This window comes from Nocardia sp. NPDC047648 (assembly GCF_040642815.1).
GTDB classification, from domain to species: Bacteria; Actinomycetota; Actinomycetes; order Mycobacteriales; family Mycobacteriaceae; genus Nocardia; species Nocardia gamkensis.
In genome coordinates this window covers 56,231-82,622 of record NZ_JBEYSX010000022.1, presented here as the reverse complement: position 1 = coordinate 82,622, position 26,392 = coordinate 56,231, and the positions used below count along the sequence as shown (strand labels likewise).

The 26,392-nt window shown below is 69.7% G+C and carries 17 protein-coding genes; 13 read left to right on the top strand and 4 right to left on the bottom strand.

Annotated features, from left to right (window positions below; all coding sequences use genetic code 11):
• Positions 1–8 precede the first annotated feature (8 nt).
• From eccD to ABZ803_RS32670, 7 genes are all read left to right on the top strand, one after another.
• A complete protein-coding gene (eccD, locus tag ABZ803_RS32700; RefSeq protein ID WP_357045286.1) occupies positions 9–1,532 on the top strand; it encodes a type VII secretion integral membrane protein EccD in 1,524 nt (507 codons plus the stop codon).
• Positions 1,532–2,890 carry a type VII secretion-associated serine protease mycosin gene (mycP, locus tag ABZ803_RS32695; protein ID WP_357045284.1) on the top strand — a complete coding sequence of 453 codons (1,359 nt, stop codon included), beginning with the start codon at positions 1,532–1,534 and terminating at the stop codon, positions 2,888–2,890. The genes eccD and mycP overlap by 1 nt, the downstream gene beginning before the upstream one ends.
• The gene (gene eccE, locus ABZ803_RS32690) at positions 2,887–4,608 is read left to right on the top strand and encodes a type VII secretion protein EccE (protein ID WP_357045282.1); all 1,722 of its coding nucleotides are present in this window, start codon (positions 2,887–2,889) and stop codon (positions 4,606–4,608) included. The genes mycP and eccE overlap by 4 nt, the downstream gene beginning before the upstream one ends.
• 16 nt (positions 4,609–4,624) lie before the next feature.
• Complete coding sequence (locus ABZ803_RS32685) at positions 4,625–4,978, top strand: helix-turn-helix transcriptional regulator (protein ID WP_040865466.1); 354 nt, start codon at positions 4,625–4,627, stop codon at positions 4,976–4,978.
• Positions 4,979–5,055: 77 nt separating this feature from the next.
• Entirely contained in the window at positions 5,056–6,108 is a 1,053-nt protein-coding gene (locus ABZ803_RS32680) for a discoidin domain-containing protein (RefSeq protein WP_357045280.1), read from the top strand.
• Between the two features lies 1 nt (position 6,109).
• On the top strand, positions 6,110–6,790 hold the full coding sequence (locus tag ABZ803_RS32675; RefSeq protein ID WP_357045278.1) for a hypothetical protein: 681 nt from the start codon (positions 6,110–6,112) through the stop codon (positions 6,788–6,790).
• Between the two features lie 95 nt (positions 6,791–6,885).
• Positions 6,886–11,904, top strand: coding sequence for an NAD-glutamate dehydrogenase (locus ABZ803_RS32670; RefSeq protein WP_357045335.1), 5,019 nt, complete (start codon positions 6,886–6,888; stop codon positions 11,902–11,904).
• A gap of 35 nt (positions 11,905–11,939) precedes the next feature.
• On the opposite strand, the gene ABZ803_RS32665 is transcribed toward ABZ803_RS32670, so the two are convergent.
• Entirely contained in the window at positions 11,940–13,001 is a 1,062-nt protein-coding gene (locus ABZ803_RS32665) for an SPFH domain-containing protein (RefSeq protein ID WP_357045276.1), read from the bottom strand.
• Positions 13,002–13,212: 211 nt separating this feature from the next.
• Between ABZ803_RS32665 and ABZ803_RS32660 the strand changes: the two genes are divergently transcribed.
• Together ABZ803_RS32660 and ABZ803_RS32655 are read left to right on the top strand one after the other, a co-directional pair.
• Positions 13,213–14,745 (top strand): amino acid permease, encoded by a 1,533-nt coding sequence (locus ABZ803_RS32660; protein ID WP_357045275.1) that lies wholly within the window; start codon positions 13,213–13,215, stop codon positions 14,743–14,745.
• A gap of 189 nt (positions 14,746–14,934) precedes the next feature.
• Positions 14,935–17,316 (top strand): tetratricopeptide repeat protein, encoded by a 2,382-nt coding sequence (locus ABZ803_RS32655; RefSeq protein ID WP_357045273.1) that lies wholly within the window; start codon positions 14,935–14,937, stop codon positions 17,314–17,316.
• 7 nt (positions 17,317–17,323) lie between these two features.
• Here the strand turns inward: ABZ803_RS32655 and ABZ803_RS32650 are convergent, their stop codons facing one another.
• Positions 17,324–17,680: a DUF1707 domain-containing protein gene (locus tag ABZ803_RS32650; RefSeq protein ID WP_357045271.1), complete on the bottom strand. Its 357-nt coding sequence runs from the start codon at positions 17,678–17,680 to the stop codon at positions 17,324–17,326.
• 199 nt (positions 17,681–17,879) lie between these two features.
• On the opposite strand from ABZ803_RS32650, the gene ABZ803_RS32645 reads away from it, so the two are divergent.
• From ABZ803_RS32645 to ABZ803_RS32630, 4 genes are all read left to right on the top strand, one after another.
• Positions 17,880–18,614, top strand: a complete 735-nt coding sequence (locus ABZ803_RS32645) for a MerR family transcriptional regulator (RefSeq protein ID WP_357045269.1) — start codon at positions 17,880–17,882, stop codon at positions 18,612–18,614.
• A 244-nt stretch (positions 18,615–18,858) separates the two neighbouring features.
• Entirely contained in the window at positions 18,859–19,434 is a 576-nt protein-coding gene (locus ABZ803_RS32640; protein WP_040865472.1) for a dihydrofolate reductase family protein, read from the top strand.
• 107 nt (positions 19,435–19,541) lie between these two features.
• Positions 19,542–22,073 (top strand): hypothetical protein, encoded by a 2,532-nt coding sequence (locus ABZ803_RS32635; protein ID WP_357045267.1) that lies wholly within the window; start codon positions 19,542–19,544, stop codon positions 22,071–22,073.
• Between the two features lie 42 nt (positions 22,074–22,115).
• Positions 22,116–24,662: a hypothetical protein gene (locus tag ABZ803_RS32630; RefSeq protein WP_357045265.1), complete on the top strand. Its 2,547-nt coding sequence runs from the start codon at positions 22,116–22,118 to the stop codon at positions 24,660–24,662.
• Between the two features lie 64 nt (positions 24,663–24,726).
• Here the strand turns inward: ABZ803_RS32630 and ABZ803_RS32625 are convergent, their stop codons facing one another.
• Both ABZ803_RS32625 and ABZ803_RS32620 read right to left on the bottom strand, forming a co-directional pair.
• On the bottom strand, positions 24,727–25,272 hold the full coding sequence (locus ABZ803_RS32625) for a hypothetical protein (protein ID WP_357045263.1): 546 nt from the start codon (positions 25,270–25,272) through the stop codon (positions 24,727–24,729).
• A 149-nt stretch (positions 25,273–25,421) separates the two neighbouring features.
• Positions 25,422–25,793, bottom strand: a complete 372-nt coding sequence (locus ABZ803_RS32620) for a hypothetical protein (RefSeq protein ID WP_357045261.1) — start codon at positions 25,791–25,793, stop codon at positions 25,422–25,424.
• Positions 25,794–26,392 lie beyond the last annotated feature (599 nt).

Genomic DNA, 26,392 nt, shown 5'->3' with positions numbered 1-26,392 from the left:
GCGGAGGCATGAGCACTGCCGTCGCGCCCGCGCCTGCCGGGACGCAGCCGTCGGCGGAGGTCGCCCGGGCGCGGATCGCCGTAATGGTCTCGACGTATCAGGTCGATGTGGTGGTGCCGACCAAGTTCACCATCGAGACGTTCATCGACGACCTGCTGGTCGTACTGGCCTCGGCCATCGATGACGAGAGCGTCGATTTCACCCCGCCGCAGGGCCAGTGGAGCCTGGCCCGCCCTGGCGAGGCGCCGATTCCGCGCTGGCGCAGTCTCGACGACCACGACGTCACCGACGGCACCGTGCTGATGCTGTCGGTTGTCGAATCGGCGGAGGTCTTCACGCCGGTGGTCGAGGACATCACCGACGCGCTCGCCCTGATCAACGAGCGCGAGTTCGCCGAGTTCGACGCGAACACCGCCGCCATCGTCGGGCTGACCGTCCTCGGCATCGGCGCCTCGGCGGTGGCCGCCATGCTGACCTGGTCGTGGACGATGACCGGTTCGACCTTGTGGTGCGGACTGCCCGCCCTGCTGCTCGGCGGGCTTTGCTGGGCGGCCGCCGCGCAGGCCCATCGGCGCAATGCCGCGGCGAAGCTCTCCCTCGGCTTGACGTTGACCGCGACGCCGCTGCTGTTCGCCGGGGGCGCGATGCTGGTGCCGCCCCCCTACGACCAGCCCGGCCCGCTCACCGCGGCCAATCTGGCGGCCGGAGCCGTGGTCGCGGCGGTAGCCGCCGCCACCATGATGCGGTTGAGCAAGATGGGCATCGCCACCCTGATGGCGGTGACGGTGCTCGGCATCATGCTCACCGTCGCGGCGTTGCCGGTGACCTACGCGGATCTGTCCGTCGGGCAGGTCGCGGGCGGCACGGTGTTCGTCGCGATCGTGCTGCTGACCGCGGCGCCGCGCTTGGCCGTGGTCATCGCCCGCATCCGGCCGCCGGATCTGCCGGACCCGGGCAACGAGGTCTCGCCGACCACGCTGACCGATATCTTCGACGCGGAGACGGTGCGCGAAGGCGACGAGCACACCGCGGTCGGTGAGCAGCAGCGCAACGCCGCCGAGGCCGGTATCGAGGGCCGCGCCCGACTGGCGGTGACCAGCCTGCGCGGTCTGATGGCCGCGATCTCCACCGTGCTCGCGGTCGCCGCGGTGATCGCGGCCGCGGTCAGTCCGGGCGGCATCCGGGAGATCGTCATGGCCGCCGCGATCGGCGGCCTGCTCGCGATGCGCGCCCGCTGGCACCCGGATCGGGTCCAGGCGATCGCGCTGGTCGCCGGATCCGTGGTCACCGTCTGCGGCGTCGGCTTCGTCCTGGTGGGCGCGTACGAGAGCCCGGCCGCGCGTCTCGTGGTCGGCCTCGCGGTGGCGTCGGCGGCTTGTCTCGCCTGCGTCGCGGCGCTGCGGCTGCCGGGCACACGGCTGTCGCCGGTCACCCGCCGTGTCATCGACCTGGTGGAATACGCGCTGATCCTGGTGGTTCCGGTGATCGCCTTCTGGATCATGGGCGTCTACACCGCGATGCGAGGGATCTGATGAAGGTCGGCAGTGCCGCTGTGGCGGTTCTCGCCGGGGTGATGCTGGCCGTCCCCGCCGCTCCCGCGGTGGCGCTGGAGCCGCCCCAGGTCGTGGTCGGCGCACCGCCCGCGGACGACCCGCCGGGGCCCGAGCAGCCGATGAAGCAGGACAAGGGCTGCCTGGCCGCGGGTGCGCTGCCCGACAGCGACCTCACCCGCACTCCACCCGCGGAACTCGCGCTGGACCTGCGCCGCGCCAAGGCGCTGAGCCGGGGCGCGGGAGTGACCGTCGCCGTCATCGACACGGGAGTGCAGCCGCACCCGCGCCTGCCCAACCTGGTCGGCGGGGGCGATTATCTCGCCGCGGGTGGCGACGGACTGTCCGACTGCGACGCGCACGGCACGCTGGTCGCCGGGATCATCGGAGCCACTCCCGATCCGGCGGATGGATTCACCGGGGTGGCGCCGGAAGCCCGGATCATCTCCATCCGCACCCGCTCCGGTGCGTTCAGTCCCGAACGGCCGAGTTCTGATCAGAGCCAGCGGACCGCCATCGAGATCCGCACACTGGCCCGGGCGATCACGCGCGCCGCGAATCAAGGCGCCGGTGTGATCACCGTGTCGCTGCCCGTCTGCCTCCCGGTGGACGCTCAAGTGGACCAGTCCATGCTCTCGGCGGCCATCGGCTATGCGGTCCATGTGCGCGGCGCGCTCATCGTGGCGGGCGCTGGCAACGCCGGAGGGGGCGCCAGTTGCGCGCAGAATCCGGATATCGACCCGACGCGGCCCGCGGACCCGCGGAACTGGCGCGACGTGAAGACCATTTCCACACCCGGCTGGTTCGGCGCCGACGTGCTCACCGTGGGATTCACCACCGCGACCGGCGCCCCGATGCAGGATTCGCTCACCGGGCCGTGGGTTTCGGTCGCCGCCCCAGGCACCGGCATCGAATCGCTCGGCCCCAGTGGCGGTGGCCTGATCAACGGCGTCGGTGAACCGGACAAACTCGTCCCGGTCGGCGGCGCGTCGTTCGCCGCGGCCTACGTCAGCGGTGTGGCCGCGCTGCTGCGGTCGCGCTTCCCGAACGAGACTCCGCGTGAGATCGCCGCCCGCCTGCAGGCCAGCGCGCACGCGCCCGCGCGCGGCATCGACAACGTGGTGGGCGCGGGCGTGATCGACCCGCTCGCCGCCCTGAGCTACCGCACTCCGCCACAGCAGCCCACGGGCCTGTTCCGGTCCGCGGAACTGCCCGTGCCCCCTCCACCGCGCCCGAAGGATCTGCGGCCCGCGATCACCGCGAGCGTGGTCATCCTCGCCGCGGTGCTGCTCGGCCTCGTCGGCAGTCACATGAACTCCGTGATGCGGAGGCGCCGGTGAGTTTTCCGAGCGTACGGGTCGCCGGCGTCGAGCGTGGTCCGTTCGCCGCCTTCGTCGTCGTCGGCAGCCCGCTCCTGGTGGGGCTGTCGGCCAAGACGCCGTGGTGGGTGAGCGCGGTGGTGGTCTCGGTCCTGGTCGTGACGGTGACCGTCCGGGTCAACGAACGGACTCCTGTTCGCTGGCTGCTCGACTGGGCGGCCTACCGGAAAGGCCGGACCGTCCGGGCGCGTGAACGCACGCAGGTCGCCGGGATCCGCGACGTGCAGGTGGCCGCCGGCGTGTGCGGCATCAACGAGGCGGGCAGCACGCTGATCGCGATGATCCAGCTCGCGCCGAATCTCGACCTGCCCACCGTCATCGCCGAGCGAACCCTGTACACCGAGGACACCATCTCGGTCGACGTGCTGTTCCCGATGCTGGATCAGTTCGGCATCGCGGTGGACATCGACATCGTCACCACCGGTCAGCGGGTCCGCTCCACCGGCAGCTACAGCATGCTCTACGACCAGCTGATCGGGACCCACCCGGTGGTCGGGGACCGGCTCACCTGGCTGGTGGTCCGGCTGGATCAGGAACGCAACCTGGCGGCGCTGAGCAAGCGCGGTCCGTGCGCGGTGGTCGCCCCCAAAGCGCTGGCCAGCGCCACGCATCGGATCGCGAGCCGCCTGCGCGAGCGTGGTATCGCCGCGCACGCGCTGCCCGCCGCCGCCTTGCGGGACGCGACGCGCCTGCTGCACGCCGGCGTCGAGCTGTCCGATCTCCGGGAAACCTGGAGCAATCTGGAGTCGTCGGTGCCGGGCCGGTGTGTGACGAGCTTCCTGATCGACTGGACCCGGCTGGGCGGGGAGAGCCTCGACGACTGCTGGACCTGGAACCGCGGCCGCACCACTCTCGTGGTGAGCTTGACCGACGACACCGGGGGGCCGCGCGCGATCGTCCGGTTCATCGGCCCCGCCGTCACCACCGAGCCGCCGGACTACCTGCGGCTACTGCGCGGCGACCAGTCCGACGCCCTGCTGGCGTCGTTGCCGACCGGCTCCTCCATCCGAGCGCTGCGCGGCTTCGAGTCCGGCGCCGACATCGCACCGGAGGAACTGGTCGCCGATCTGGCCATCGCGATCGGGCCGAACGGCCAGATCCTCGGCGCGATCAGCGGCCAGCCGCGCCACACTCTCGCGCTGCCACTGTTCGATCCGGCCCGGTTCAACCCGCGCAGGCGCACCATCGATGTGCACGCCAGGTTGCCCGTCGCCCAGCAGATCATCCTGCGGGCGATGGTGGTCGGCGCGGACGTGGAGATCCATTCGGCGCGTCCGGACAGCTGGCGCCAACTGGTGAGCGCGGTCGGCGATCCGCGGTCCATGCGCCTGGCCGATCAGGGTGACGGGCATGCCGGCGCGCAAACCACCGAGGCGGAGACACCGGCCACCATCGCGGTCTTCGATCACCTGCCGCCGCGTGCGTCGAGCGCGCACACGACGGTCACCATCAGCGAGCCCGGCGGTCCGCGCAGGCGTGCGGTCGATCTCGCGATCAACCAGGTCAGCGCGACCGCGGTGGACGTGAGCATTCCGATGCGCACGGTGCGTGTCGAGCTGATCGAGCCGAGAGGCGAAACACGATATTTCGAAACCGTCGACGGACCGCCCGCGCACAACGCGGGAGCATCGGGACCCGTGGTTGCACCTCCGCAACCCGGTGGCCGTCGCGTGAGCTGATGGGAGCGGTCGGTTAATGTCTATCACCGTGGTAGCGGACACCCATTCCGATGGCGGCGACCTGACTCATCAGGACGCCGGGGACGCGCTAACCCCCAGACAGGCCGCGGCGGCGATCTTCTCCAGCCGGTTGTCGGAGCTGATCGCCGAATCCGTGGTCTCGACCGAGGACGGGTCGACGCGGTCGCTGACGCTGTACTCGCTGGCGCAGCACTTGGAGTTGGCCTACCCGGACGTGCCGGTGTCACAGTCCGGCCTGTACCGGCTGATCCACGGTGACGCGATCCCGCGGCTGGATCTGGTCATCGCGCTGGCCCGGGTGTTCGACGTGCCGCCGGAGTACTTCGTGACCGAGGAGAAGAAGCGCTGACCCGGCCGGTGGGCTGTTCTCTCCAGCGGGAATAGCACCGGCTCGGCGGCCGGCTCGGTCCGGATACGATCCGGACCATGCCCGCCGAGGACCCGGGAGATGTTTTTCTCCGTCATCGAGGTGCGGTCCTCGACGCACTGCTCTCCGATTCTTCGTTCGGGTCTTCCGCCGCGCCGTCGACCGGTGGCATGGAGCTCAGCGGCAGCAGCGAGCACAGCGACAGCGTCGACTTCGCCACCGCGTCGCTCGGGTTGCCCGACCTCGACTCGGAGCCGCAGCAGGTCGCACCGCGGCGTCGGACCGGTGACGGCCCGAAGGCGAGCGAGCGAATCCTCGCGCTGCTGAACGGGCAGGCACAGGAATCGGCTCCGGCGATGGAACTGGGGAACGACTACTCCTCGGTCGCCGCCCGATCGAACGTGCAGGCCGAACCGGAACCGGAACCCTCGCGCGCATCCGCCGCACCGTCCGAGCGGCTCGCGCCCGTGCAGCAGATGGCCAAGGACGTGCTCGTCCAGCTGCGCAAACCCAGGGTCGCGCTGATCGTCGCCGCCGTGGTCGCCGTACTGCTGGTGCTGCTGCTGGTCACCACCGGCGGCAAGGAGAAGAACACGGCGAACGATCAGCTTCTGGTCGTCACGCCGCCGCCGACCTCGGCGGCGCCCTCGACCTCGGCCGCGCCGCCCGCGAGTTCGATCATCCAGCCGAAGTCCGCGACGTCGAAATGCCCGCCCGGCAGCACATCGGCGATGGACGCTTTCGGTAGCCAGACGGGCAAGGCGTGGTCGTGCGTGCGCGCCTACAAGGTCGACGGCCAGGTCATCACCATCGATCTGGGCAAGACCTATCAGATCGACTCGATCGGCATCGTGCCCGGCTGGGATCACATCGGTGCGGACGGCAGCGACCAGTGGGCGAAATACCGCACGGTGAGCCGGGTTTCGTACCAGTTCGACGACGGTACCAAGACCGTCTACACGCAGCCGACCCTCGATCAACGGACTTTGGTGGTGACCAAGACCGAGCCCGCGGTGAGCGCCTCGAAGATCGTGCTGACCGTCCTGGAGTCCAAGGGCGATCCGTCGATCAACACCACCGCGATCTCCTCCATCGTCATCACGGGGCGCTGACGTGTCCACGCTGCCCGAACTGGTCTGCCAGTACTGCTCGCATCGCAACACCGGCGCGGATTCCCGCTGCGCGCACTGCGGAGCGCCGCTGCGCAGTGCCGTGGACACGGCGCGAACCGTCGCGGAGAAGCTGCCCACGCAGGTCGCCGAGATCGCGGAGAAGGTCGGCGGTGAGGCGAAAAGCCTTGTGCACAAGGCCTATCCGCGCTGGCAGTGGTACACGGTCGGGGCGATCGCGCTGGTGATGGTGGTCGCCGCGGTTCTGGCGGTTCGGTCCTGTTCGCTGTCGCTGCCCTCGAATCTCCAGGGCACCGCGCCGGTTCGAGCCATGCCGGATCTGCTGCGCACGGCGGCGACCTGTCAGCCGCTGGATTCCGGCGGCCAGCGGGAGAAGTGCGTCATCGCCGCCACGGACCCGATGCTCTTCGGTGGTATCGCGGGCGGACGGGACGTGACCTTCTACGCCGAAATGGTTGCGCAGGATCGTTTGGCCGACAGCATTTCTCGATGGCGCGGCGCGGGCGGTTCCGCCCTCGTCGACGGACCCGTCTACGCCGCGATCGGTCCTTCGGCAACCGTCTGGTACGCGGATACCCGGACGGGTCTGCGATTGGAAACGGGTACCTTCGCCGGTCGAGCCGGCGCCCAGACCTTCATGTCGCGGGCGGGACTGGTCCGCTGACCTGATCGCGCCTCTTCCGCCGGACTCCAGAAAATCCCTGATCCGGACGGCGTTACCCATGTCCGTCCAGGCGAATTATTGTTACACTGTTGATTGTGCCGTTATCCAGCGGTACGTTATGTGAAGTACGAAACACGTACGAGCGCAGTTCTCGGGAAGGCAACGGATCGATGGTGGCAACCACCCAGCAGACGATTTCACCGAAGCGGTTCCGCGATGATCCGACCGACCTGGAGGCGGCCTATTTCCGGTGGATCCAGCCGGGTCCCTCGGCGTCGGCGATCACGGACCGGGCCGAGCGGATCTTCCGTCAGCATCTGGAGCTGGCGGCCACCCGCGCGCCCGGTTCGGCGACCACCATGGTCTACCGTCCGGACGACAGCGCGGGAGTCGGCGCCGCGATCCAGATCGTCAACGACGACATGCCGTTGCTGGTCGACTCGGTGACCGCCGCGCTGCGGCGCTTGGGCGCGACGGTCACCGAAGTCGTGCATCCCGTGTTCGACGTCTCGCGCGACGCCGACGGCCGGGTGTTGTCCATCGCGCCGCGCGACGGCGTGGCCGAGCCGGCCGCGGAGGCGGACGGACAAACGCTGCGTGAGTCGTGGATCCACGTGCAGCTGGGCGCGGGCCTGTCCGACGAACTGGTGGACCGGATCGAACAGGCGCTGCCGCCGCTGCTGGCCGACCTGCGCCGGGTCGCCGACGACACGCCGACCATGGTCGAGGTGCTCAATACCGTTGCCGACCAGCTGGATCAGGCCGCGCAGTGGGCCGGTGACGCGGAGATCCCGCAGACCGCCGGACTGCTGCGCTGGCTGTCCGACGGGCACTTCACGCCGCTCGGGTACGGGTACTACCACTTCCGCCGCTCCGCGCCGAGCGCGAACGCCGACTTCGAACCGTGGCAGCTGCCGGGCACCGGGCTCGGTGTCCTCGGCAACGGCGCCGACGCCGACATCAGCGTGCCCGTGGTCGGCGCGAAGCGCACGGTCCTGCGGATGGCCAACGGGTCGGTGGACTCGCTGCTGCCCGGGTCTCGGGACCTGTACTTCATCAGCGTGGCCGACTACGGCGCGAGCGACCCGAGCGGCCGCGCGGCCTGGGGCGACACCGTCAAGATGGTCAAGGGCGAACACGTCTTCGTCGGCACCTTCACCGTCGCGGGCCTGCACGAGAACATCCTCGACATCCCGGTCATCTCGCGGCGCGTGCTGCAGGTCATCGAATGGGCGGGCTTCGGCCTCGACTCGTTCTCCGGCCAGGCCATGCTGGAGATGATGCAGTCGTTCCCGCGGGTGGAGCTGTTCTCCACCGACGCGCGCAGGCTGTTCGAAACCGTCTCCGCGGTCATGAATCTGGGCCTGCGGCGCCAGGTGCGGCTGTTCATCCGGCGCGATTCGCGCAGCGACACCATCTACTGCCTGGTCTACATGCCGCGTGACCGCTATTCCACCGAGGTCCGCGTGCGCATGGGCGACATCCTGCGCGAGCAGTTCGATGCCGAGCAGATCGCGTACTCGGCGCGGGCCACCGAATCGGAACTGGCCGTCGTCTACTTCACGGTGCACCGCAAGCCGGGCGCCGAGGCGGCCGACATCTCCGAGGAGAATCGCGAGCGGATCCAGGAGTTGCTGCTGGCGACGACCTGGACCTGGAGCGACCGTCTGGTCGCCGAGGCGGCGGGCGCCTCCGACATGCCGCAGGCGCTGGTCACCGAGTACGCGACGGCCTTCCCGGCGAGCTACCAGCAGGAGCACGAGCCCGCGCACGCGCTCAGTGATCTGCGCCGCCTCGAACGGCTGTCCGACGGCGCGATCGACACCGACCTCTACCGGCAGGGCGACCCGGGCTCCGCCGAATGGCGATTCACGCTCTACGTCGCGGGTGAGGGCGTCTCGCTGAGCCGGGTGCTGCCCGTGCTGCACAGCCTCGGCGTCGAGGTGGTCGACGAGCGGCCCTATCGCATCACGCTGGCCGACCGGCCGGACCGCTGGATCTACGACTTCGGGCTTCGGGTGACCGCCGCGCCGCTGCGGGAAGCGCTCGACAGCGAGCCCGCCGCGCAGCTGGGACACTCGATGGACGCGGCGTCGCTGCCGGAAACCAGTGTGCGGCGGCGTTTTCCGGATGCGGTGACGGCGATGTGGTTCGGCCGCGCCGAAGTCGACGGCCTGAACGAACTGGTGTTGCGCGCCGGCTTGCACTGGCGTGAGGTGGCCCTGCTGCGCGCCTACGCGAAGTACTTGCAGCAGGCCGGCTTCGCCTACACCTTCGGGAACATCACCCGCGTCCTGCTCACCCATCCGGCGACGGCGCGGTCGTGCACCGACCTGTTCGCCGCGTACTTCGACCCGGACGGCGTCGGCGCGCAGGCCGCGGACCGGGCGGCGGAGATCGCCGAACGGCTGCAGGCCGAGATCGACGCGGTGGTCAGCCTGGACACCGACCGCATCCTGCGCGCCCTGTTCGGCCTGATCGAGGCGACCCTGCGGACCAACTACTACCGGCGCGACGAGGCGGGCGACGCGCTGGACTACCTGTCGGTCAAACTGAATCCGCACGCGATCGCCGAACTGCCGAAACCGAAGCCGCAGTTCGAGATCTTCGTGTACTCGCCGCGAGTCGAGGGCGTGCACCTGCGGTTCGGTTCCGTGGCCCGTGGCGGTCTGCGCTGGTCGGACCGCCTGGAGGACTTCCGCACCGAGATCCTCGGTCTGGTCAAGGCACAGGCGGTGAAGAACGCGGTGATCGTGCCGGTCGGCGCGAAGGGCGGCTTCGTGGTGAAGCAACCGCCCGCGGCCACAGGCGATCCGGTCGCCGACCGGCAGGCGCTCGGCGCGGAAGGCATCTCGTGCTACCGCACCTTCATCTCCGGCCTGCTCGATGTCACCGACAACGTGGACCGCGCGACCGGAGAGGTGCTTCCGCCCGCGCAGGTGGTGCGCCGCGACGGTGACGACACCTACCTGGTGGTGGCGGCCGACAAGGGCACCGCGACGTTCTCCGACATCGCCAACGACGTCGCGCAGAGCTATGGCTTCTGGCTCGGTGATGCGTTCGCCTCCGGCGGTTCGGCCGGCTACGACCACAAGGCCATGGGCATCACCGCCAAGGGCGCGTGGGAGAGCGTCAAACGCCACTTCCGCGAGATGGAACTCGACACCCAGACCCAGGACTTCACCGTGGTGGGCGTCGGCGATATGAGCGGCGACGTCTTCGGCAACGGCATGCTGCTGTCCGAGCACATCCGCTTGGTGGCCGCCTTCGACCACCGGCACATCTTCCTCGACCCGATTCCCGACGCGGCGCGTTCCTACCGCGAGCGGCAGCGGATGTTCGCATTGCCGAGGTCGTCGTGGGCGGATTACGACACGTCGCTGATCAGCCCCGGCGGCGGTGTCTACGACCGCTCCGCCAAGGCGATCCCGGTGACTCCGGAGGTGCGCGCGGCACTCGACCTGCCCGCGAGCGTGACCACCCTGTCGCCGCCGGAGATGATGAAGGCCATTCTGCAGGCCCCGGTCGATCTGCTGTGGAACGGCGGGATCGGCACCTACGTCAAAGCGAGCACCGAGACCAACGCGGAGGTGGGCGACAAGTCCAACGACGCGGTCCGGGTGAACGCCGACCGATTGCGGGTCAAGGTGATCGGCGAGGGCGGCAACCTCGGTGCGACGGCGCTGGGCCGCATCGAGTTCTGCCGCAACGGCGGACGGATGAACACCGACGCGCTGGACAACTCGGCGGGCGTGGACTGCTCCGACCACGAGGTCAACATCAAGATCCTGCTCGATGCCGTCGTCTCCAGCGGTGAACTCGCCGTCGCCGAGCGCAATCCGCTGCTGGCCTCGATGACCGACGAGGTTTCCGAACTGGTGCTGCGGGACAACATCTCGCAGAACTTCCGGCTCGGGATGTCGCGGGCCGACGCGGCGGGCATGTCGGGAGTGCACGGCAGGATGATCAACGACCTCGAACAGCGTCGCGGTCTCGACCGTGAGCTGGAGGCACTGCCGACGGAAGCGGAACTGGCCCGCCGCGCCGCCGAAGGGACCGGTCTCACCTCGCCCGAGCTGGCGAATCTCATGGCGCACGTGAAGCTTTCGCTGAAGGCCGATTTGCTGGCCGGTGATCTGCTCGACGGCCCGGCGTTCGCGTCGGTGCTGCCCGCCTACTTCCCCGCGCCGCTGCGGGAGCGGTTCGCGCAGGCGATCGGTAGGCACCCGCTGCGGCGCGAGATCGTGGCCACCGTCGTGGTCAACGAGATGGTGGACTACGGAGGCATCACCTACGCGTTCCGGCTCGCGGAAGAGGCCGGGGCGACCACCGACGACGCGGTGCGCGCGTACCGGGCGGCGGTGGAGATCTTCGACCTGCACGACCTCTGGCAGCGGATCAGGCAGACACCGATGTCCACCGCGGCGCGCAACGAACTGGAACTGGAGACCAAGCGCACCCTGGACCGGGCCGCACGCTGGCTGCTGTCCAACCGGCCGCAGCCCATCGCGATCGGCGCCGACATCGCCAGGTACCGCGACGGCGTGCGCGCCCTGGCGGGCCGAGTGCCCACGTGGCTCACCGGCTACCTCACCGAGGATCTCGCGGAGCGTTCGCGGCGGTCGATCGGCCGTGGCGCGCCCCAGGAGCTGGCCGAGGAGGTGTTCGGGCTGATCCACCGCTTCCCGCTGCTGGACGTGCTCGACCTGGCCGACATCGCCGACCGCGACGCCGCGGAGGTCGCGGTGCTGTACTACGCGCTCAACGAGCACTTCCAGATCGAGCGGCTGCTGACCGCGGTCGGCAAGCTCGAGCGTGGCGGGCGCTGGCGGGCGCTGGCCCGGCTCGCGGTCCGCGAGGATCTCTACGATTCGCTGCGGTCGCTGACCCTCGACGTGCTGACCGCCACCGAGCCGCAGGACAGCACGGTCGAGAAGATCGCGTACTGGGAGTCGACCAACCGTTCGCGGCTGGCCCGTGCGGGTGCGTCGCTGGCGCAGATCTTCGCCGCCGAAACGCACGATCTCGCCGCGCTCTCGGTGGCGGCGCGGCAGGTCCGCGGCATGGTGAGCGGCGGTGACGCGACGGCCGTCGCACCGACGGTCGCGGGCTGATCGACCACACGATGCCCGGAGGCAGGCGCTCGGCGTCAGCCTCCGGGCATCGGCGTTCCGCACTCGCCGCAGAACTTGGCGCCGGGGCTGGACTCCGCGCCACAGCTCGTGCAGTGCCTCGGTTGCGTCACCAGGCGCGCCCCGCAGTTCATGCAGAACTTCGCGCCCGCCGGATTCGCGCCCTGGCAAGCGGCGCAGGACGTCTGAGCCGGCTCCGGCGCCGCGGCGGGAAGCTGCGGCGCGGGGGAGTGGTTACCGACCTGGTGGCCGATGGCGTTCAGACTCAGTGCCGCGCCGAGGAATCCGCCTTCCATGCCGTGGTGTCCGCGCGCGAAACCCTGACTCGCGCCGAGCGCGAGCTCGCCCGCGGCGTAGCGCTGGAAATCCCCGGTGAGGCTGATGTACTTGACGTCCTTGGCGAGTCGCTTCAGCCGGTCGGCGTCCTCCGGCGCCAGACTGATGTCGAAGTTACCCATCCGCGGGATGCGCAGCCCGTATTCGTAGAGCGCGGTGTTGGTCTGGCGCAGCACCGCCTGCTCGATCGGCTGCAGCTGTGCCGATAGCCCGAGCACCGGCCAGTCGCGGCGTGCGACCCCTTGGGTCACCGCCATCTTCATGGACTTGAGCAGTAGGTCGGCGCACCAACTCTGCACCCGGTCCGGGTCGGTGAGATCGGCGGTGCCCGCCAGCGCGGTCAGCAGCTCGGCCGGGTCGCGAACGGTCAGGGCGAACTCGCCGAAGACGCGCAGCGTCACCACCTGCTCGCTGACCGGATCGAGGATGTCGTCCAGCCGACCGCCGAAGCGAATCCCCGGAAACTCCCTCGTGGAAACGAAATACAGTTCGGCCCGGTAGTAGTTGCCGCCGGTGAGGGTGTCGACGAGCGCACCGAGCACCGGGAGCTCGTCGGCGTCGATGCGGTGGCGTCCCGGGCCCATCGCGGCCACGACCCGCCCGGACTTGACGAAGAGGGCGAGCTGATCGGCGTTGACCATCGCGCGGCTGTAGCGCCGGATGTTGACGTCCGGCCACTTGTAGACCAGCTGATTCTTGCGATCCTCGGGGACCGCGATGAATTCCCGTTCGAACCAGGCCATCTGCGCTCCTCGTCCTGTTTGTCCCACTGAGCGTACCGATATCTGGTGGCACGATCAACGAATCTCGTCGCGATCGCCGCTGCTCGGATGCCCTTTTCTCAAAGTTCCTGATGTCCAGCGTGTTACAACATGCCGATCGCTATTGAACGTGCCGCTATGTAACGGTACATTGAGCGAAGTTATGATCGCCGTCACCTGAAAGGCCATCGCCATGACCACAGTTCGACCACCAGCGGATGCGCCCGCGCAGGCTGCCGCGCTCGAAGACGAGGACTCGGGCTATCACAAGTCGCTGCGCCCGCGTCAGCTGCAGATGATCGCGATCGGTGGGGCGATCGGCACCGGGTTGTTCCTGGGCGCGGGTGGCCGGCTGGCCAGCGCGGGCCCTGGCCTGTTCATCGTGTACGCCATCTGCGGCGTGTTCGTGTTCTTCATCCTGCGGGCGCTCGGCGAGCTGGTGCTGCATCGCCCCTCCTCGGGATCGTTCGTCTCCTACGCCCGCGAGTTCTACGGCGAGAAACTGGCGTTCGCGGTGGGGTGGATGTACTTCTTCCACTGGTGCATGACCGGGATCGTAGACATCACCGCCATCGCGACGTATGTCCATTACTGGGGAGCGTTCGAGGCCATCCCGCAGTGGTTGATCGCCCTGGTCTCCCTCGCGGTCGTGGTGAGCATCAACCTCGTCTCGGTGAAGTGGTTCGGCGAGCTCGAGTTCTGGGCCGCGCTGATCAAGGTGATCGCCCTGGTCACCTTCCTGATCGTCGGCACGGTGTTCCTCGCGGGCCGCTTCAAGATCGACGGCCAGGTCACCGGCCCGAGCGTCATCGCCGATCACGGCGGGCTGTTCCCGACCGGATTGCTTCCGCTGGTCCTGGTCACCACCGGAGTCGTGTTCGCCTACGCGGCAGTGGAATTGGTCGGTACGGCAGCCGGTGAAGCGGAGAACCCCGAGAAGATCATGCCGCGCGCGATCAACTCGGTGATCGCCCGGATCGCGCTGTTCTACGTCGGTTCGCTGGTGCTGCTCGCCCTGCTGCTGCCCTACACCGCGTTCAAGAACGGTGAGAGCCCGTTCGTGACGTTCTTCTCGCGGCTCGGGGTGGACGGCGCCGGTTCTGTGATGAACCTCGTGGTGCTGACCGCGGCGTTCTCCAGCCTGAACGCCGGTCTCTACTCGACCGGCCGCATCCTGCGCTCGATGTCGATGAACGGCAGCGCGCCGACCATCGCGGCGCGGATGTCCCGCGGCGGCGTGCCATACGTCGGCATTCTCGCCACCGGCGCGGTGGCGCTGATCGGCGTCGGGCTGAACGCGGTGGTGCCGGAGCAGGCCTTCGAGATCGTGCTGAACATGTCGGCGCTGGGCACCATCTTCGCCTGGACCGCGATCGTGGTCTGCCAGCTGCAGCTGTGGCGCTGGTCGCGCACCGGCCGTGCGGAGCGTCCGTCCTTCCGCCTGATCGGCGCGCCGTACACGAGCTTCGCGACGCTGGTGTTCCTCGCGACCGTGGTCGTGCTGATGGCGTGCAGCGATGACCATGTGCAGCGCGGTGCGGTGCTCGCGATGGTCGTCATCATGGTTCCCGCGCTGGTGGGCGGCTGGTTCCTCGCCCGCAAGCGGGTGCTGCAGATCGCCGAGATCCGCCAGGGCATCACCGGACAGTTCCCGGTCCTGGCCGAGCGGCCGCGCCGCGAATCGGGTGACCCGGTGGTGATCCTCGACAAGCCCGACGAAGAGTGAGGCAGTATCCGCCCCGGGCCGTTCGCCCGGGGCGGATATATTCCCAATGTCGGGAACAATACACGCGCGCATCGACAGGCGGCGGACCAGAATGAAACCGCGATTCAACGGCGGGTCTGAGAGGTTCGTATGCCGGAGCACCCCAGCGCATCCGACCGTCCACTTGCGCATCCGTGGGCGAATCGGCGCATGCGCGGCACCGAGGTGCCTCGGCGAACTTCCCACCCTTGGGCCACTCGGCATCTGCTCAAAACCGAGGTGGCCCCACGACTACCCAATCCGTGGTCTACGCCGCGGTACGTCGAGAAACCACGTGCCGGCGCCGTCGACCCGAACGACGGCGGACCGCCGACCGGCCCCGCCGTCGTGGGTGAGGAGACCATCGGCACCGCCGAGCGACTGCTGCTCGGCGCACTCGAGGCCGAGTCCGAACCCGGTTCCGGGCGCAGCGCGCGCTCGCGGCCGAGCGCGCGACGATTGGGCGGCGGGCTGGTGTCCATGCCCAAGGTGAGCCCGCTCGATCCGCGCACCGCGGTGATGCAGAACCCGGAAGTGCCCGAGCACAAACGGTTCTGCTGGAAATGCCAGCAGCCGGTCGGCCGCACCAGTGCGGCCGGGTCGGGCGCCGTGGAGGGCGAGTGCGGCCGCTGCGCCTCGCCGTTCAACTTCCGGCCCCTGCTCCAGCCGGGGGAGATGGTCGCCGACCAGTACGAAGTCCAGGGCTGTCTGGCCCACGGCGGACTCGGATGGATCTACCTGGCGGTCGATCGCAATGTGAGCGATCGCTGGGTGGTGCTGAAGGGGTTGCAGAACCCGCTCGACTTCGAAGCGCACGTGGTCGCCCTCGCCGAACGCCAATTCCTCTCCGAGGTGGCCTATCCCGGCATCGTCAAGATCCACAACTTCGTCAAGCACCGTTCCGGGCGCGACGTGGCCGACGGCTACATCGTCATGGAGTACGTCGGCGGGCGCTCGCTGAAGAGGATGCTGGATCTGCGTGCGCCCGAACGCATTCCGGTCTCCGAGGCGATCGCCTTCATGATGGAGATCCTGCCCGCGCTGGACTACCTGCACTCGTTCGGGCTGGCCTACAACGACCTCAAGCCGGACAACATCATGGTCAGCGAGGACGAGGTCAAACTGATCGATCTCGGCGCGGTCGCCGCGATGGAGTCCTACGGCAGTATCTACGGCACTCCGGGCTATCAGGCGCCCGAGATCACCGAGACCGGCCCGACGGTCGCCTCGGACATCTACACCGTGGGGCGGACGCTGGCCGCTCTGGTGCTGGACATGCCCAAGAACGCCGACGGACACCAGCTGCCCGGCATTCCCTCGCCCGAGGACGAGCCGCTGCTGCGGGACTATCCGGCGTTGCACCGGCTGCTGTGCCGCGCGACCCATCCGGAGCCGCGCCGCCGCTTCCCCACCGCTTACGCGATGTACGGCCAGCTCGCGGGCGTCCTGCGCATGGTGCTCGCCTACGACACCGGTAAGGAACATCCGCAGGCGTCGCTGGAATTCGGCGCCATGCGTGGCGATTTCGGCATCGAGACGTTGATCGGGCAGACCGACGGCATGACCGACGGGCGCCATCGCCTGCCCGCGCTGGATGCGCCGAGTGTCGTCGCGGCGCTGCCGGTGCCGATGATCGACGGCGAGGACCCCAGCGCCGACCTGCTGTCCACGTTGCTGCACGGCGATCCCCGGCATGCCCTGGACGCCCTGCGCCGCACCGCCGACCGGATCGTCTCCGGGACCATCCCGGAGCCGGAGACGTTCGAGCTGGAGGGCACGCTGACGGCGGTGCGCGCGCATCTGGACCTGGGTGAGGTGGTGCCCGCGTGCGATCGGCTCGCCGATCTGCGGCCCGATTACGGCACGGACTGGCGCCTGGAGTGGTATTCGGCGGTCGCCGCTCTGCTGGACGGCCAGTACGAGCGCGCCTACGAGTATTTCGACCTGGTGCACGGCATGCTCCCCGGCGAGATCGCCCCCGCGCTGGCGCTGGCGGCGACCGCCGAACTCACCCTCCAGCATCTGGGCGACCGCGCCGACGACCGCTGGCATCGGCTCGCCGAGGAGTACTACCGCACGGTGTGGCGGACCAATCACGGCGTGGTGAGCGCGGCGTTCGGACTGGCCCGCAGACTCGCCGCCGACGGCGGCTTGCTGGAGGCCGTGGAGGTCCTCGATCAGGTGCCGGAGGCCTCGCGGTATCAGAGCGTGGCGCGCATGACCGGATGCCTGCTGCTGGTCTCCCAGCCGATCCCGGAGACCACCGAGGCCGACCTGCTCGAGGCGGCCGCGCGGCTGGACGCCGCGCCGGACGAACCGCGGGCGTTGCAGTTGCAGGTGATCGTGGTGGGTGCGGCGCTGGAATGGGTGCGCGGCGGCGGCCGGTCGGCCGATCCGGACGCGACCCTGCTCGGCTTCCCGTTCACCCTGCTCGGTCTGCAACGCGGGCTGGAGTCCAGCCTGCGGTCGCTGGCGCGCATCGCGCCGCATCGTCTGCACCGCTACCGCCTGGTCGACCTGGCCAACTACGTGCGGCCGAAGTCGAGGTGGTGAACCGGTCTCAGGTGGTGCGCGCGGTGAGCATGAAAAGCGCGGGCGCAGCCAGGATCACCAGCAGCCACAGCCAGTTGCCGGTGGTCACCGCCAGCACCACCGAGAAGACCACGGCCGCGCCGGCCAGGACGACCAGGCGCGGCAGCGGGTTGGTCGGCGTCACCTCGGCCGGGGGAGGTGTGCTGCCCGGCAGGTCGGCGAACAACTCGGCCAGTTGACTCCGCGTGGTCGCGGCAGCGACGGCCGCGCTGAGTTCGTCGAATTCGGTCAGGCTCAGCCGGCCCGTGCCCAGGTGGTGGGTCAGCTCGCGCATCGCGCGCTCGCGGTCGGCGAGACTGGCCGGAAGGCCCGCGGATTCACCCATGCCGGAAGGATAGGCGCGGCGGCGGGACCCGGCATCGACGGGATTTCCAGAGGCGGGAAGACCGGTGGCGGGCGCCCGGAAGGCGGCGGCGCCCTGCGCGGATGATGTTTGCTGAAATGTCGCTATGGACCGGTCGGTCGCCCCGACAATGGCCGCGCACCGGCGGCCGTCCCGTGTTGCGATGTGGTTTCCTTGAGGTATGACTGCGGGTGTGGAGTACACGATCGACGAGCTGGCGCGGGAGGCCGGTACGACCGTGCGCAGCCTGCGCGTTTACCACGAACGGGGCGTGCTGCCGCCCCCGCAGGTCAAGGGGCGTACCGGTTTCTACGGCGCCGACCACCTCAACCGGGTGCGGACCATCAGCAGGTTGCTCGACCGCGGGATCAAACTCAACGGCATCAGGGAATTGCTCAACGCCTGGGATCGCGGTGACGATCTGGGGGACATCCTCGGTGTCGCCGAGCCCGGCTCGCCCGAGGCGGCCGCCGTCGAGGCGGGCGAAACGATCGCGGCGACCGAATTGGCCGAGCGCTATCGCGACGTGCCCAACGGTCTGGCCCGGGTCGTCGCGGCGGGTCTGTACGAACCCGTCGACGCGGCGACCTACCGCATCGCGGATCGCCGTCTGGCGCACAGCCTCGAGCAGATGGCGGCGGTGGGCATCCCGGCCGACGAGGTGCTCGGCGAACTGGAGAAGCTGCGCGCCGACGCCGAGCGGATCGCCCGGCGCTACGTGGATCTGTTCCGGCGGACCGCGTGGGCGTCGTTCCAGGATTCCGATCGCGGCCCGGCGCGGGTTGCCGAACTCGCGCAGCGGCTGGAGTCGACCAGGGCGGTCCCGGCGGAGACCACCGCCGAACTCGTGAACCGGCTCATCGCAAGGTATCTCGACCAGGAGGCCGAGCTGGCGGAGACGCTGCCGGAGAGCTGACCGGCGGCGCGCACCCCGCTGGGGCGAAATATTTCCGTTTCAGATTCCCATCATTGGCGATACGTAGCAGTAACGTGCCGTTGATCAACGGTATATTGGTGTCATCCGGCGCACGTTCGCGCGCCGCGGAGCTACCTATGCTCGTCTACTTAAGTATGTGTTCCGGCGACCTACCGATGCGCCGAAGTGTCGCTCTCCCCGACAATCTGGAAGTCGCACAAGGGCAGCAGATGGGTGTGGGCACATGGGAAGCGTGACGCTGTGGATGCAGATGTCGCTCGACGGCTTCGCGGAGGGGCCGGATCAGGAGATCCACTGGCCGGTGGTGGACGAGGAACTGTGCGAGTCGTTCCTGGACGAATTACGCTCGGCCGACCTGTTCCTCTACGGCCGCAAGACATACGAGATCATGGCGTCGTTCTGGCCGACCGCCGACGTGGATCCCGCGATCTCGGAGTTCTACGTGGATTTCGCGCGGTGCTGGAAACAGACGCCCAAGGTGGTCTTCTCCCGCACCCTGTCCTCCGCGGGCTGGAACACCCGCGTGGTCCGGGACGACCTCGTCGAGGAGATCACCGCGTTGCGCGCGCAGCCGGGATGCGACATGGTCCTGTTCGGCGGCGCGGAGACGGCGTCGGAGTTCATGAAGCACGACCTGATCGATGAGTACCGGTTGTTCGTGCACCCGATCCTGCTCGGTGGCGGGATTCCGCTGTTCCCGACGCCCGCCGTGGTATCGGGGTTGCAACTCGTCGACGTGATGACCTTCGACAGCGCGGTGGTCCAGATGCACTACCAGCAGATGGCCTCCGCGAGGTAGCAATCGGCGCGGAAACAGGGTCCGATGCCCTGGTAAACAGGGGCTTGACCTTTGCGTAACCTCTGATTGTCGAGCGCGCCGCCGCGTCGTCGGCTAACTTTCGTTCTATGTCCCTGGTTCAGGCACGTGGCGACGTGCTGCCTGCATCCACCAGTGAATTCTGCGGCCGGGAAACGGAATTGGACCGGCTGGGCGCGCTGCTGGACAGCGACGCCCGCCTGATCACCCTGGTCGGCCCGGGCGGGATCGGCAAGACGCGGTTGGCCGCGGAAGCGTTGTGCCGCGGCGCCCACGCCCGGCGCAGGCCGGTGTACTGGGCGCGGCTGGCCGGGCTGGAGGCCGACAGCACCGCCACCGCGCAGGACGTGATGCAGTCGGCCGTGCGCACCGACCTCGGTTCGCCACCGACCCGTGACACGCTGGTACGCACGTTCACCAGCGGAGACCGTTCCACCGAGCGCGCTGTGCTCGTCCTGGACAACTGCGAACACCTGCTCGGCGTGGTCGCGGCGATGATCGCCGAGTTGCTGGAATCCGCACCCGGCCTGACCGTCCTGGCCACCAGCCGCGAACCGATCGGCTGGGCCGACGAGTACATCCTGCCGGTGCCGCCGCTGTCGCCGCGGCAGTCGCTCGAATTGTTCCGGCAGCGCGCCGAACTCATCGGGCGGGCGATCCCCGACGACCGCGAGGCGGTGGCCGTCGCCGCCCGGATCTGCCGCCGGGTCGACCACAATCCGCTGTTCATCCGCCTGGCCGCGGCGCGTCTGCGGCACCAGCCGCCGGTCATGGTGCTGCGCGAACTCACCGGCGACGCGGACGACAAACGCCTGCACTGGACCCACGGCGCACGGGCGGGCGCCGAGCAGCGCCACCGCGGCGTCTACGACGTGATCGCCTGGTCGTTCGCGCTCTGCGGCGCCTCCGAGCAGTTGCTGCTCGAGCGGCTGTCGGTCTTCGCCGCCGGGTACGAGACCGACGACGAGTCGCTGCGCGGGGGCATCGAGCTCGACGCCGCGATCGCGGTGTGCGCCGACGACGCCCTGCCCGCGAGTGCGATCGAACACCTGCTGGAGCGGCTCACCGAACAGTCGCTGCTGTCGGCGCATCTCACCGCGACCACGGTCAGCTGGTATCTGGTGGAAAGCGTCCGCGTGTTCGCCCGGGAGCGGCTGCGCCGCCGGGATCGCGGGGAGTTCGACCGGCTCGCCGGGCGCCACCGCCGGTATTTCCGGGACAAGGTGGTCGCCGGGCAGGCCATGTGGCTCGGACCGCAGGATCAGGCCTGGCTGGCGTGGGCGCGCTCGGCGTGGAACGACATCCTGCTCGGCATCGAATCCGGTCTGGCCGACCCGGCGGAGGCCGTGGTCGCACTGGAGATCGCCACCGTCCTGCTCTCGATGAAGGTGCCGTACGTCAAGTCCGGTGCGGGCGCGCTGACCCGGTTGACCGAACGCGCGCTGGAGGCCACCCGCGCCTCCGGGCTGGGCCCTTCCGGGCTGGCCGACCTGGCGACCGCGCTGCTCGGCTGGATCTCGCTGTGGCAGGGGCGGACCGATCACATCCCGCAGCTGCTCGCGGACTGCGCCGCCCTTCCACCGGGAGCCGGGCCGCGCTACACCGATATCGATTTCGGGCTGCCCGCCCCGGTCGAGTGGCTGTGGGGGCTCGAGCTGATGCTCGTGCGCGGTGACCCGCGCGCCGTCACCGTCCTTGCTCGGGCCCGCCGTAAATTCGCCGAACAGGGCGATCGCATCGGCGCCGAACGCAGCGACGTGTTCGCGGCGTTCTGTTCCGCCCTCGTCGGTGACCGGCGGCAGGCGCTGGAGAACACGGCGCGATTCCTGGAGCGATCGGTGTCGTCCGGCTCGACATTGTCGCGCGCCTGGGCCGAGATCGCGCGCGCGGTGGCGCTGGCCAAACACGGGTCCGCCACCGAGGCGTTGACGCTGACCCACGGGGTGCTCACCCGCTACCGCGGCGAACCGGACACCTGGACGGCGAGCTGGGCGGTGGGCGCGCACATCGTCGCGCTGGCCCAGGTCCTCGTCGAGCAGCGGGCCGAGGGTGGTGATCCCGCTGCGGCCGCCGACACCGCGCGGGAGATCGGATACCTGATAGGCGGATTCAAGACGCGTCAGCGATCGATGGGCATATCGGTCGACCGGGTCCCGCTGATCGCCGCCGAGATGCGCCGCGCCGCGGAGGTCTCCCGCGCGGTGCTCGGCGACCGCGCTTACGCCTCAGCCGAACGCAGGACGCGGCTGCGCCCCGAGCTCGACGCGCTGTGGTCGCCGGCCCCGGATCCGGCGACGCCCGCCCGGCGGCCGGGCCGGCAGGCCGCTTCCCGGCCGGTGTCGCGGCGGCCCGCCACGCGCTGGAGCGACCTCTCGGAGGCCGAACGCGACGTCGCCGTCTTCGCGGCGGCGGGCTGGCCCAACAGCGCCATCGCAAGCCGCAGGCGCAGCTCCATCCGGACGGTCGACGCGCAGGTGGCCGCCATCCGGCAGAAGCTGATGATCGCCTCCCGCGCCGACATCGCGGCCCACATTCCCGACGAGCTCGCCGACCGGGTCAGGTACGAATCCGAGCGGCGGCCCAGCCGTAGCCGCAAAGGCGGGACGGGACGCGCCCATTAGGCTGCTCGAGCAGTGGTTTTCCGGATCGGTAGGTGCGTCGGCATGTCGGAGGTGAGCAGCGGCGGCGGCAACGGCCCCGCCGCGCCCGCGGAGTTCGTTGGCAGGCATGCCGAATTGCGGCGGATCGACGCCTTGCTGAACTCGTCGAGCGCCCGGCTGATCACCCTGGTCGGGCCCGGTGGCATCGGCAAGACGACGCTGGCGGTGGAAGCCGTGCGCAGATACCGCGGCGGGGCACGGCACACGGTGTACTGGACGCGCTTGGCCCGCCTCGCGCCCGGCGCGGAGACGGGAGCGGTCGCCGAGGAAGTGCTCTTGTCCGTCGCGAAGAACGGGATAGTGGGCCGCTCCGCATGGGACGGCTTGCTGGAGACCCTCACCGATGCCGGCGCCGAAGACGAGACGCACCGGACCATCCTGGTGCTGGACAACTGCGAACACGTGCTGGGCGGCGTCGGTCCGCTCGTCGTCGGCCTGCTGCAGGAAATCCCCGGCTTGACCATCGTCGCGACCAGCCGGGAGCCGGTCGGCTGGATCGACGAGCAGTTGGTGACCGTGCCGCCGCTGTCCAGCGTGCACGCCCTGGAACTGTTCCGGCGGCGAGCCGAGCGTACCGGGCGGCCGATTCCCGAGGACCCCGGACAACTGGCCATCGCCACCCGGATCTGCGGGCACGTCGACAACAACCCGCTGTTCATCCGCTTGGCCGCCGCGCGGCTGATGCACCGGCCGCCCGCGATCGTGTTGCGGGAGTTGTCCGGCGACACCGACGATCGCCGCCTGCAGTGGACGCACGGCGCCAGAGGTGGTGTCGGCGAACGGCACCGCAGCGTGCGCGACGTGATCGCCTGGTCCTACGGGCTGTGCACCGCAGCCGAACAGTTGCTGTTGGAGCGCTTGTCGGTTTTCGCCACCGGTTGCGACGCCGAGAACGACGAGACGCAGTCCGGCGGGGCCGAAGTGGACGCGATCGTGGCGGTGTGCGCGGACCCGGCGCTACCCCCCGAGCGGATCGAGGGGCTGCTCGAGCGCCTGGTCGAACGCTCGCTGCTGTCGGCCCACATCACCGCGGCGACGGTGCGCTACTACCTGTTGGAGAGCGTCCGGGTCTTCGTGCGCGACCGGCTGTCCACCCGCGGCGACCACCTGGACGAAGCGCGACTGCTCGCCCGGCATCGACGGCACTACCGCGACCGTGTCGCCGCGGGGCCCGCCACCTGGTACGGCCCCCGAGAGCAGGAGTGGATCACGTGGGCGCGAGCGGCGTGGGACAACATTCTCATCGCCGTCGAGACCAGCCTCACCGACCCGGAGGAGGCGGTGGTCGGATTGGAGACCGCCGCGACGCTGATGGCGCTGCGCGTGCCGTTCATCACCGGCTCGAATCGGGCCATCACCAGTCTCACCGAGCAGGCCCTGGAGGTCACCGCGCAGGTCGAGCCGCCGCCGACCCGGCTGCGCATCAATGCGACCGCGCTGGTGGGCTGGATCGCCATCTGGCAGGGCAGGCACGCCTACACCGCGCAACTGCTGGACGAATGCGCCGCGGAGTGCCTGCCGTCGGAACAGCGGGCGGGCTGGCGTGCGACGACGGCGACCGACCTCGGCCTGCCCGCCGCGGTGGAATTCACCTGGGGCCTCGAACTCCTGCTGATCCACCTCGACCTGCGAGCGGTGGACGTCTTGGCCAGGGCGCGCCGGAAGTTCGCCGTTCTGGGCGACCGGGCGGGGGAGCAGCGCAGCGAACTGTTCGAGGCCCTCACCTACGCGAACCTGGGCGGCGCGGACGTCGCGCTCGGGGCCGCGCGCAGGCATCTGGACCGGGCCGTAGCTTCCGACGCGGGCTGGGCGACCTCTTGGGCGGAGCTGGCCTGGATGATCGCGGTATCCCGGCACGGCGATCCGCGCGAGGCGGTGAAACTCGGGCAGTCCACCCTGGAGCGCCTGCTGACCACCGGGGACACCTGGACGGCGGGCTGGGTGGCGCACTTCAGCATGATGGCGCTGACCTATCTGCTGTCCGCCCGGATCGAGGCGGGCGACACCGGCAGCGCCGAAGCGATCGCCGCCGCCACCGAGATCGCCCATCTGCAAGGCGGAATCGCCACCCTGCACCGCTCGATGGGCATCGTCGCCGACCGGGTGACGCTGGTGGCTCGCGGCACCGCTCGAGCCGTCGCGGCGGTCACCGCGGTCCTCGGCGCCGAGGCCCACGCGGCGGCGGTCCAGCGCGGCGCCAGGTTGCGTCCCGAACGCGACGAGCTGCAACTGCTGTTGCTGGGCAGATTGCCGGTCGACAAGCTGCCGAACCCCCGTCCGCAGGCCAGGTCCACCGCCTCGCGCTGGGAGGAGTTGACGCCGGCGGAACGCGAGGTGGCGGTGCTGGCCGCCGCGGGCTGGGCCAACAGTGCCATCGCCGCGCGCCGGGGCAGTTCGATCCGGACGGTCGATGCCCAGGTGGCGTCCGTGCGCAGGAAGCTGATGGCGGCCACCAGGGCCGACATCAGCTGGCACGTGCCGGATCACCTCGCCGAGCGGATCCGGCTGGAATCGGAGCGGCGGCCCGCGCGAACGCGAGCACGCCCGTGACCGTCGTGACGGTCACGGGCGTGCGGTAGCCGGGTTCGGGCAGGTCAGGTCAGGTCAGGTCAGGTCAGGTCAGCGAGCCGTCGTAGCACAGGCTCGACGACCGCCAGGACCGCTGCGGGCCGCTACCGGGATCGAAGGCCCACTGGTCGATCGAGCCGGCGGCCTTCCACCACAGCGATCCGCGTCCGTCCGAGACCACCTGGTAGACGTCCTCGGAACCCTCGATGAGCTGGCTGCCGACGCAGTAGTCGTTGTACTCCGTGCCGTACTGCCGGGCGCCGGGGCTGAACAGGCCTGCGGGGTGGGCGTAGGCGCCCGGGTTCGGCACGGTGCTGGCCTGCCGCGCGGGGGCTCCCCGATGCCAGTACGGCGCGCCCAGTCCGTCGGTTCCGCAGGCGAAGGTCCACCCCCCTGCCACGACAGTGGTGCCCTGGCCGTAGGCGCCCCCCGCCCAGAGGCAGGCAGCGCCCTGAGCCTCGGCGGTGCCCGCGCCGAGGCTCAGGCCGCCCGCCGCCACCGCTGCCGCCGCCAGCAGGGTGAGCGTCCGTACCGTGCCGCCGCGCTTGTCGTCACGCGCGGTCGGCCGGCGAAGCCCGCTAATCTTGATCATGAGTGTTTCTCTTTCGTGCGATATCCCGGTCGGAGTGGATTTCCGGGAATGGTGATACTTCAAGTAATGTGCCGCTAGATAGCGGGACGATCAGTCCAGAGGGACGTCACGGAAGGTTTCGAGTGCGAGAGGGTGTGCCGGTCCTGCGGTTACCGGCACCAGGTGGCCTGCGCCCGGCAGACGGTGTAGCCGGTGCCGTCCGGGCGGGCCACCCGCGACCAGCTCGAGCCGTCGGACTCGTCGCCGGTGGGGACGTCGGCCGGGGCCTGGTTCTGCCGCTGGCGGTAGTCGCGGATGGCCTGGTCGGCCTCATCGGCGTCCAGCCGGTCGCTGTCGCGATGGTGGTAGCCCATGGGGTCGATGTGGTGCCAACCGGTGGTGTCACCCGTGCCGTTGCGCGGGTTGGACGGACCCGAATGCGACTCCGCTCCCGCGATGCCCGCGGCGCCCGCGGTGAGCGTGCCGACGATCGCGGCACAAGCGAGCAGTCTGGCGGCGAGATGGGTGGTGTTGGCGGTCATCGTAAGTCTCCGTTCGGATTTCGCGCTGCGCACGGCGGTACGGCGCGAGCTGCGGCGGTGCGGCGAACGTCGGTGGTCGGGGTTGCCGCGCGAGGTGGGGGCGGGGAGGGGATCGGGGTGGCATCCGTCGCGGACATGTCGTCCGCGGGGCGGTGCCGATCGGCTCGGTCCCGGTCGTCGGAATGGGGAGAGCCCGGCCTGTCGTATCCGTGGCGGCCCGGGTCTGCTGCGGGGCGCGGGGCGACGGTCGTGTCGGGCCCGGCCAGCGCTTCGGTCGACGCCGGGGTTTCCGGCGTGGCCGCTATCGCGCTCACGATCAGCGGGCGGACGAGCCAGGTCTGTGTCCGTCGCTGGTGCGGCGTGATGCCGGTCATCGTTCGCGTCCGTTCATCTCGCCACCTCGGGATCGGGAATCGGTCCGGTGTGGTCCGATCCGCGGGTCCCTATCTATCGTGCCGTTGGATAACGTCACATTAATCGACGGGTCGATACCTTGTCGAGGGGTTTCCCATAGATGGGAAGAGTTGTCGTCGCCCTAGGTGGGAGCAAGCGCCCTGACCAGCGGCGCCGATGCGCACCGCTCGGTCCGCGGAGAATTT

Excerpts from the sequence above, each read along its gene's own strand:
- eccD (WP_357045286.1), top strand. The coding sequence starts at position 9 with ATGAGCACTGCCGTCGCGCCCGCGCCTGCCGGGACGCAGCCGTCGGCG.
- mycP (WP_357045284.1), top strand. The coding sequence starts at position 1,532 with ATGAAGGTCGGCAGTGCCGCTGTGGCGGTTCTCGCCGGGGTGATGCTG.
- ABZ803_RS32685 (WP_040865466.1), top strand. The coding sequence starts at position 4,625 with ATGTCTATCACCGTGGTAGCGGACACCCATTCCGATGGCGGCGACCTG.
- ABZ803_RS32680 (WP_357045280.1), top strand. The coding sequence starts at position 5,056 with ATGCCCGCCGAGGACCCGGGAGATGTTTTTCTCCGTCATCGAGGTGCG.
- ABZ803_RS32665 (WP_357045276.1), bottom strand. The coding sequence starts at position 13,001 with ATGGCCTGGTTCGAACGGGAATTCATCGCGGTCCCCGAGGATCGCAAG.
- ABZ803_RS32660 (WP_357045275.1), top strand. The coding sequence starts at position 13,213 with ATGACCACAGTTCGACCACCAGCGGATGCGCCCGCGCAGGCTGCCGCG.
- ABZ803_RS32655 (WP_357045273.1), top strand. The coding sequence starts at position 14,935 with ATGCGCGGCACCGAGGTGCCTCGGCGAACTTCCCACCCTTGGGCCACT.
- ABZ803_RS32650 (WP_357045271.1), bottom strand. The coding sequence starts at position 17,680 with ATGGGTGAATCCGCGGGCCTTCCGGCCAGTCTCGCCGACCGCGAGCGC.
- ABZ803_RS32645 (WP_357045269.1), top strand. The coding sequence starts at position 17,880 with ATGACTGCGGGTGTGGAGTACACGATCGACGAGCTGGCGCGGGAGGCC.
- ABZ803_RS32640 (WP_040865472.1), top strand. The coding sequence starts at position 18,859 with ATGGGAAGCGTGACGCTGTGGATGCAGATGTCGCTCGACGGCTTCGCG.
- ABZ803_RS32635 (WP_357045267.1), top strand. The coding sequence starts at position 19,542 with ATGTCCCTGGTTCAGGCACGTGGCGACGTGCTGCCTGCATCCACCAGT.
- ABZ803_RS32630 (WP_357045265.1), top strand. The coding sequence starts at position 22,116 with ATGTCGGAGGTGAGCAGCGGCGGCGGCAACGGCCCCGCCGCGCCCGCG.
- ABZ803_RS32625 (WP_357045263.1), bottom strand. The coding sequence starts at position 25,272 with ATGATCAAGATTAGCGGGCTTCGCCGGCCGACCGCGCGTGACGACAAG.
- ABZ803_RS32620 (WP_357045261.1), bottom strand. The coding sequence starts at position 25,793 with ATGACCGCCAACACCACCCATCTCGCCGCCAGACTGCTCGCTTGTGCC.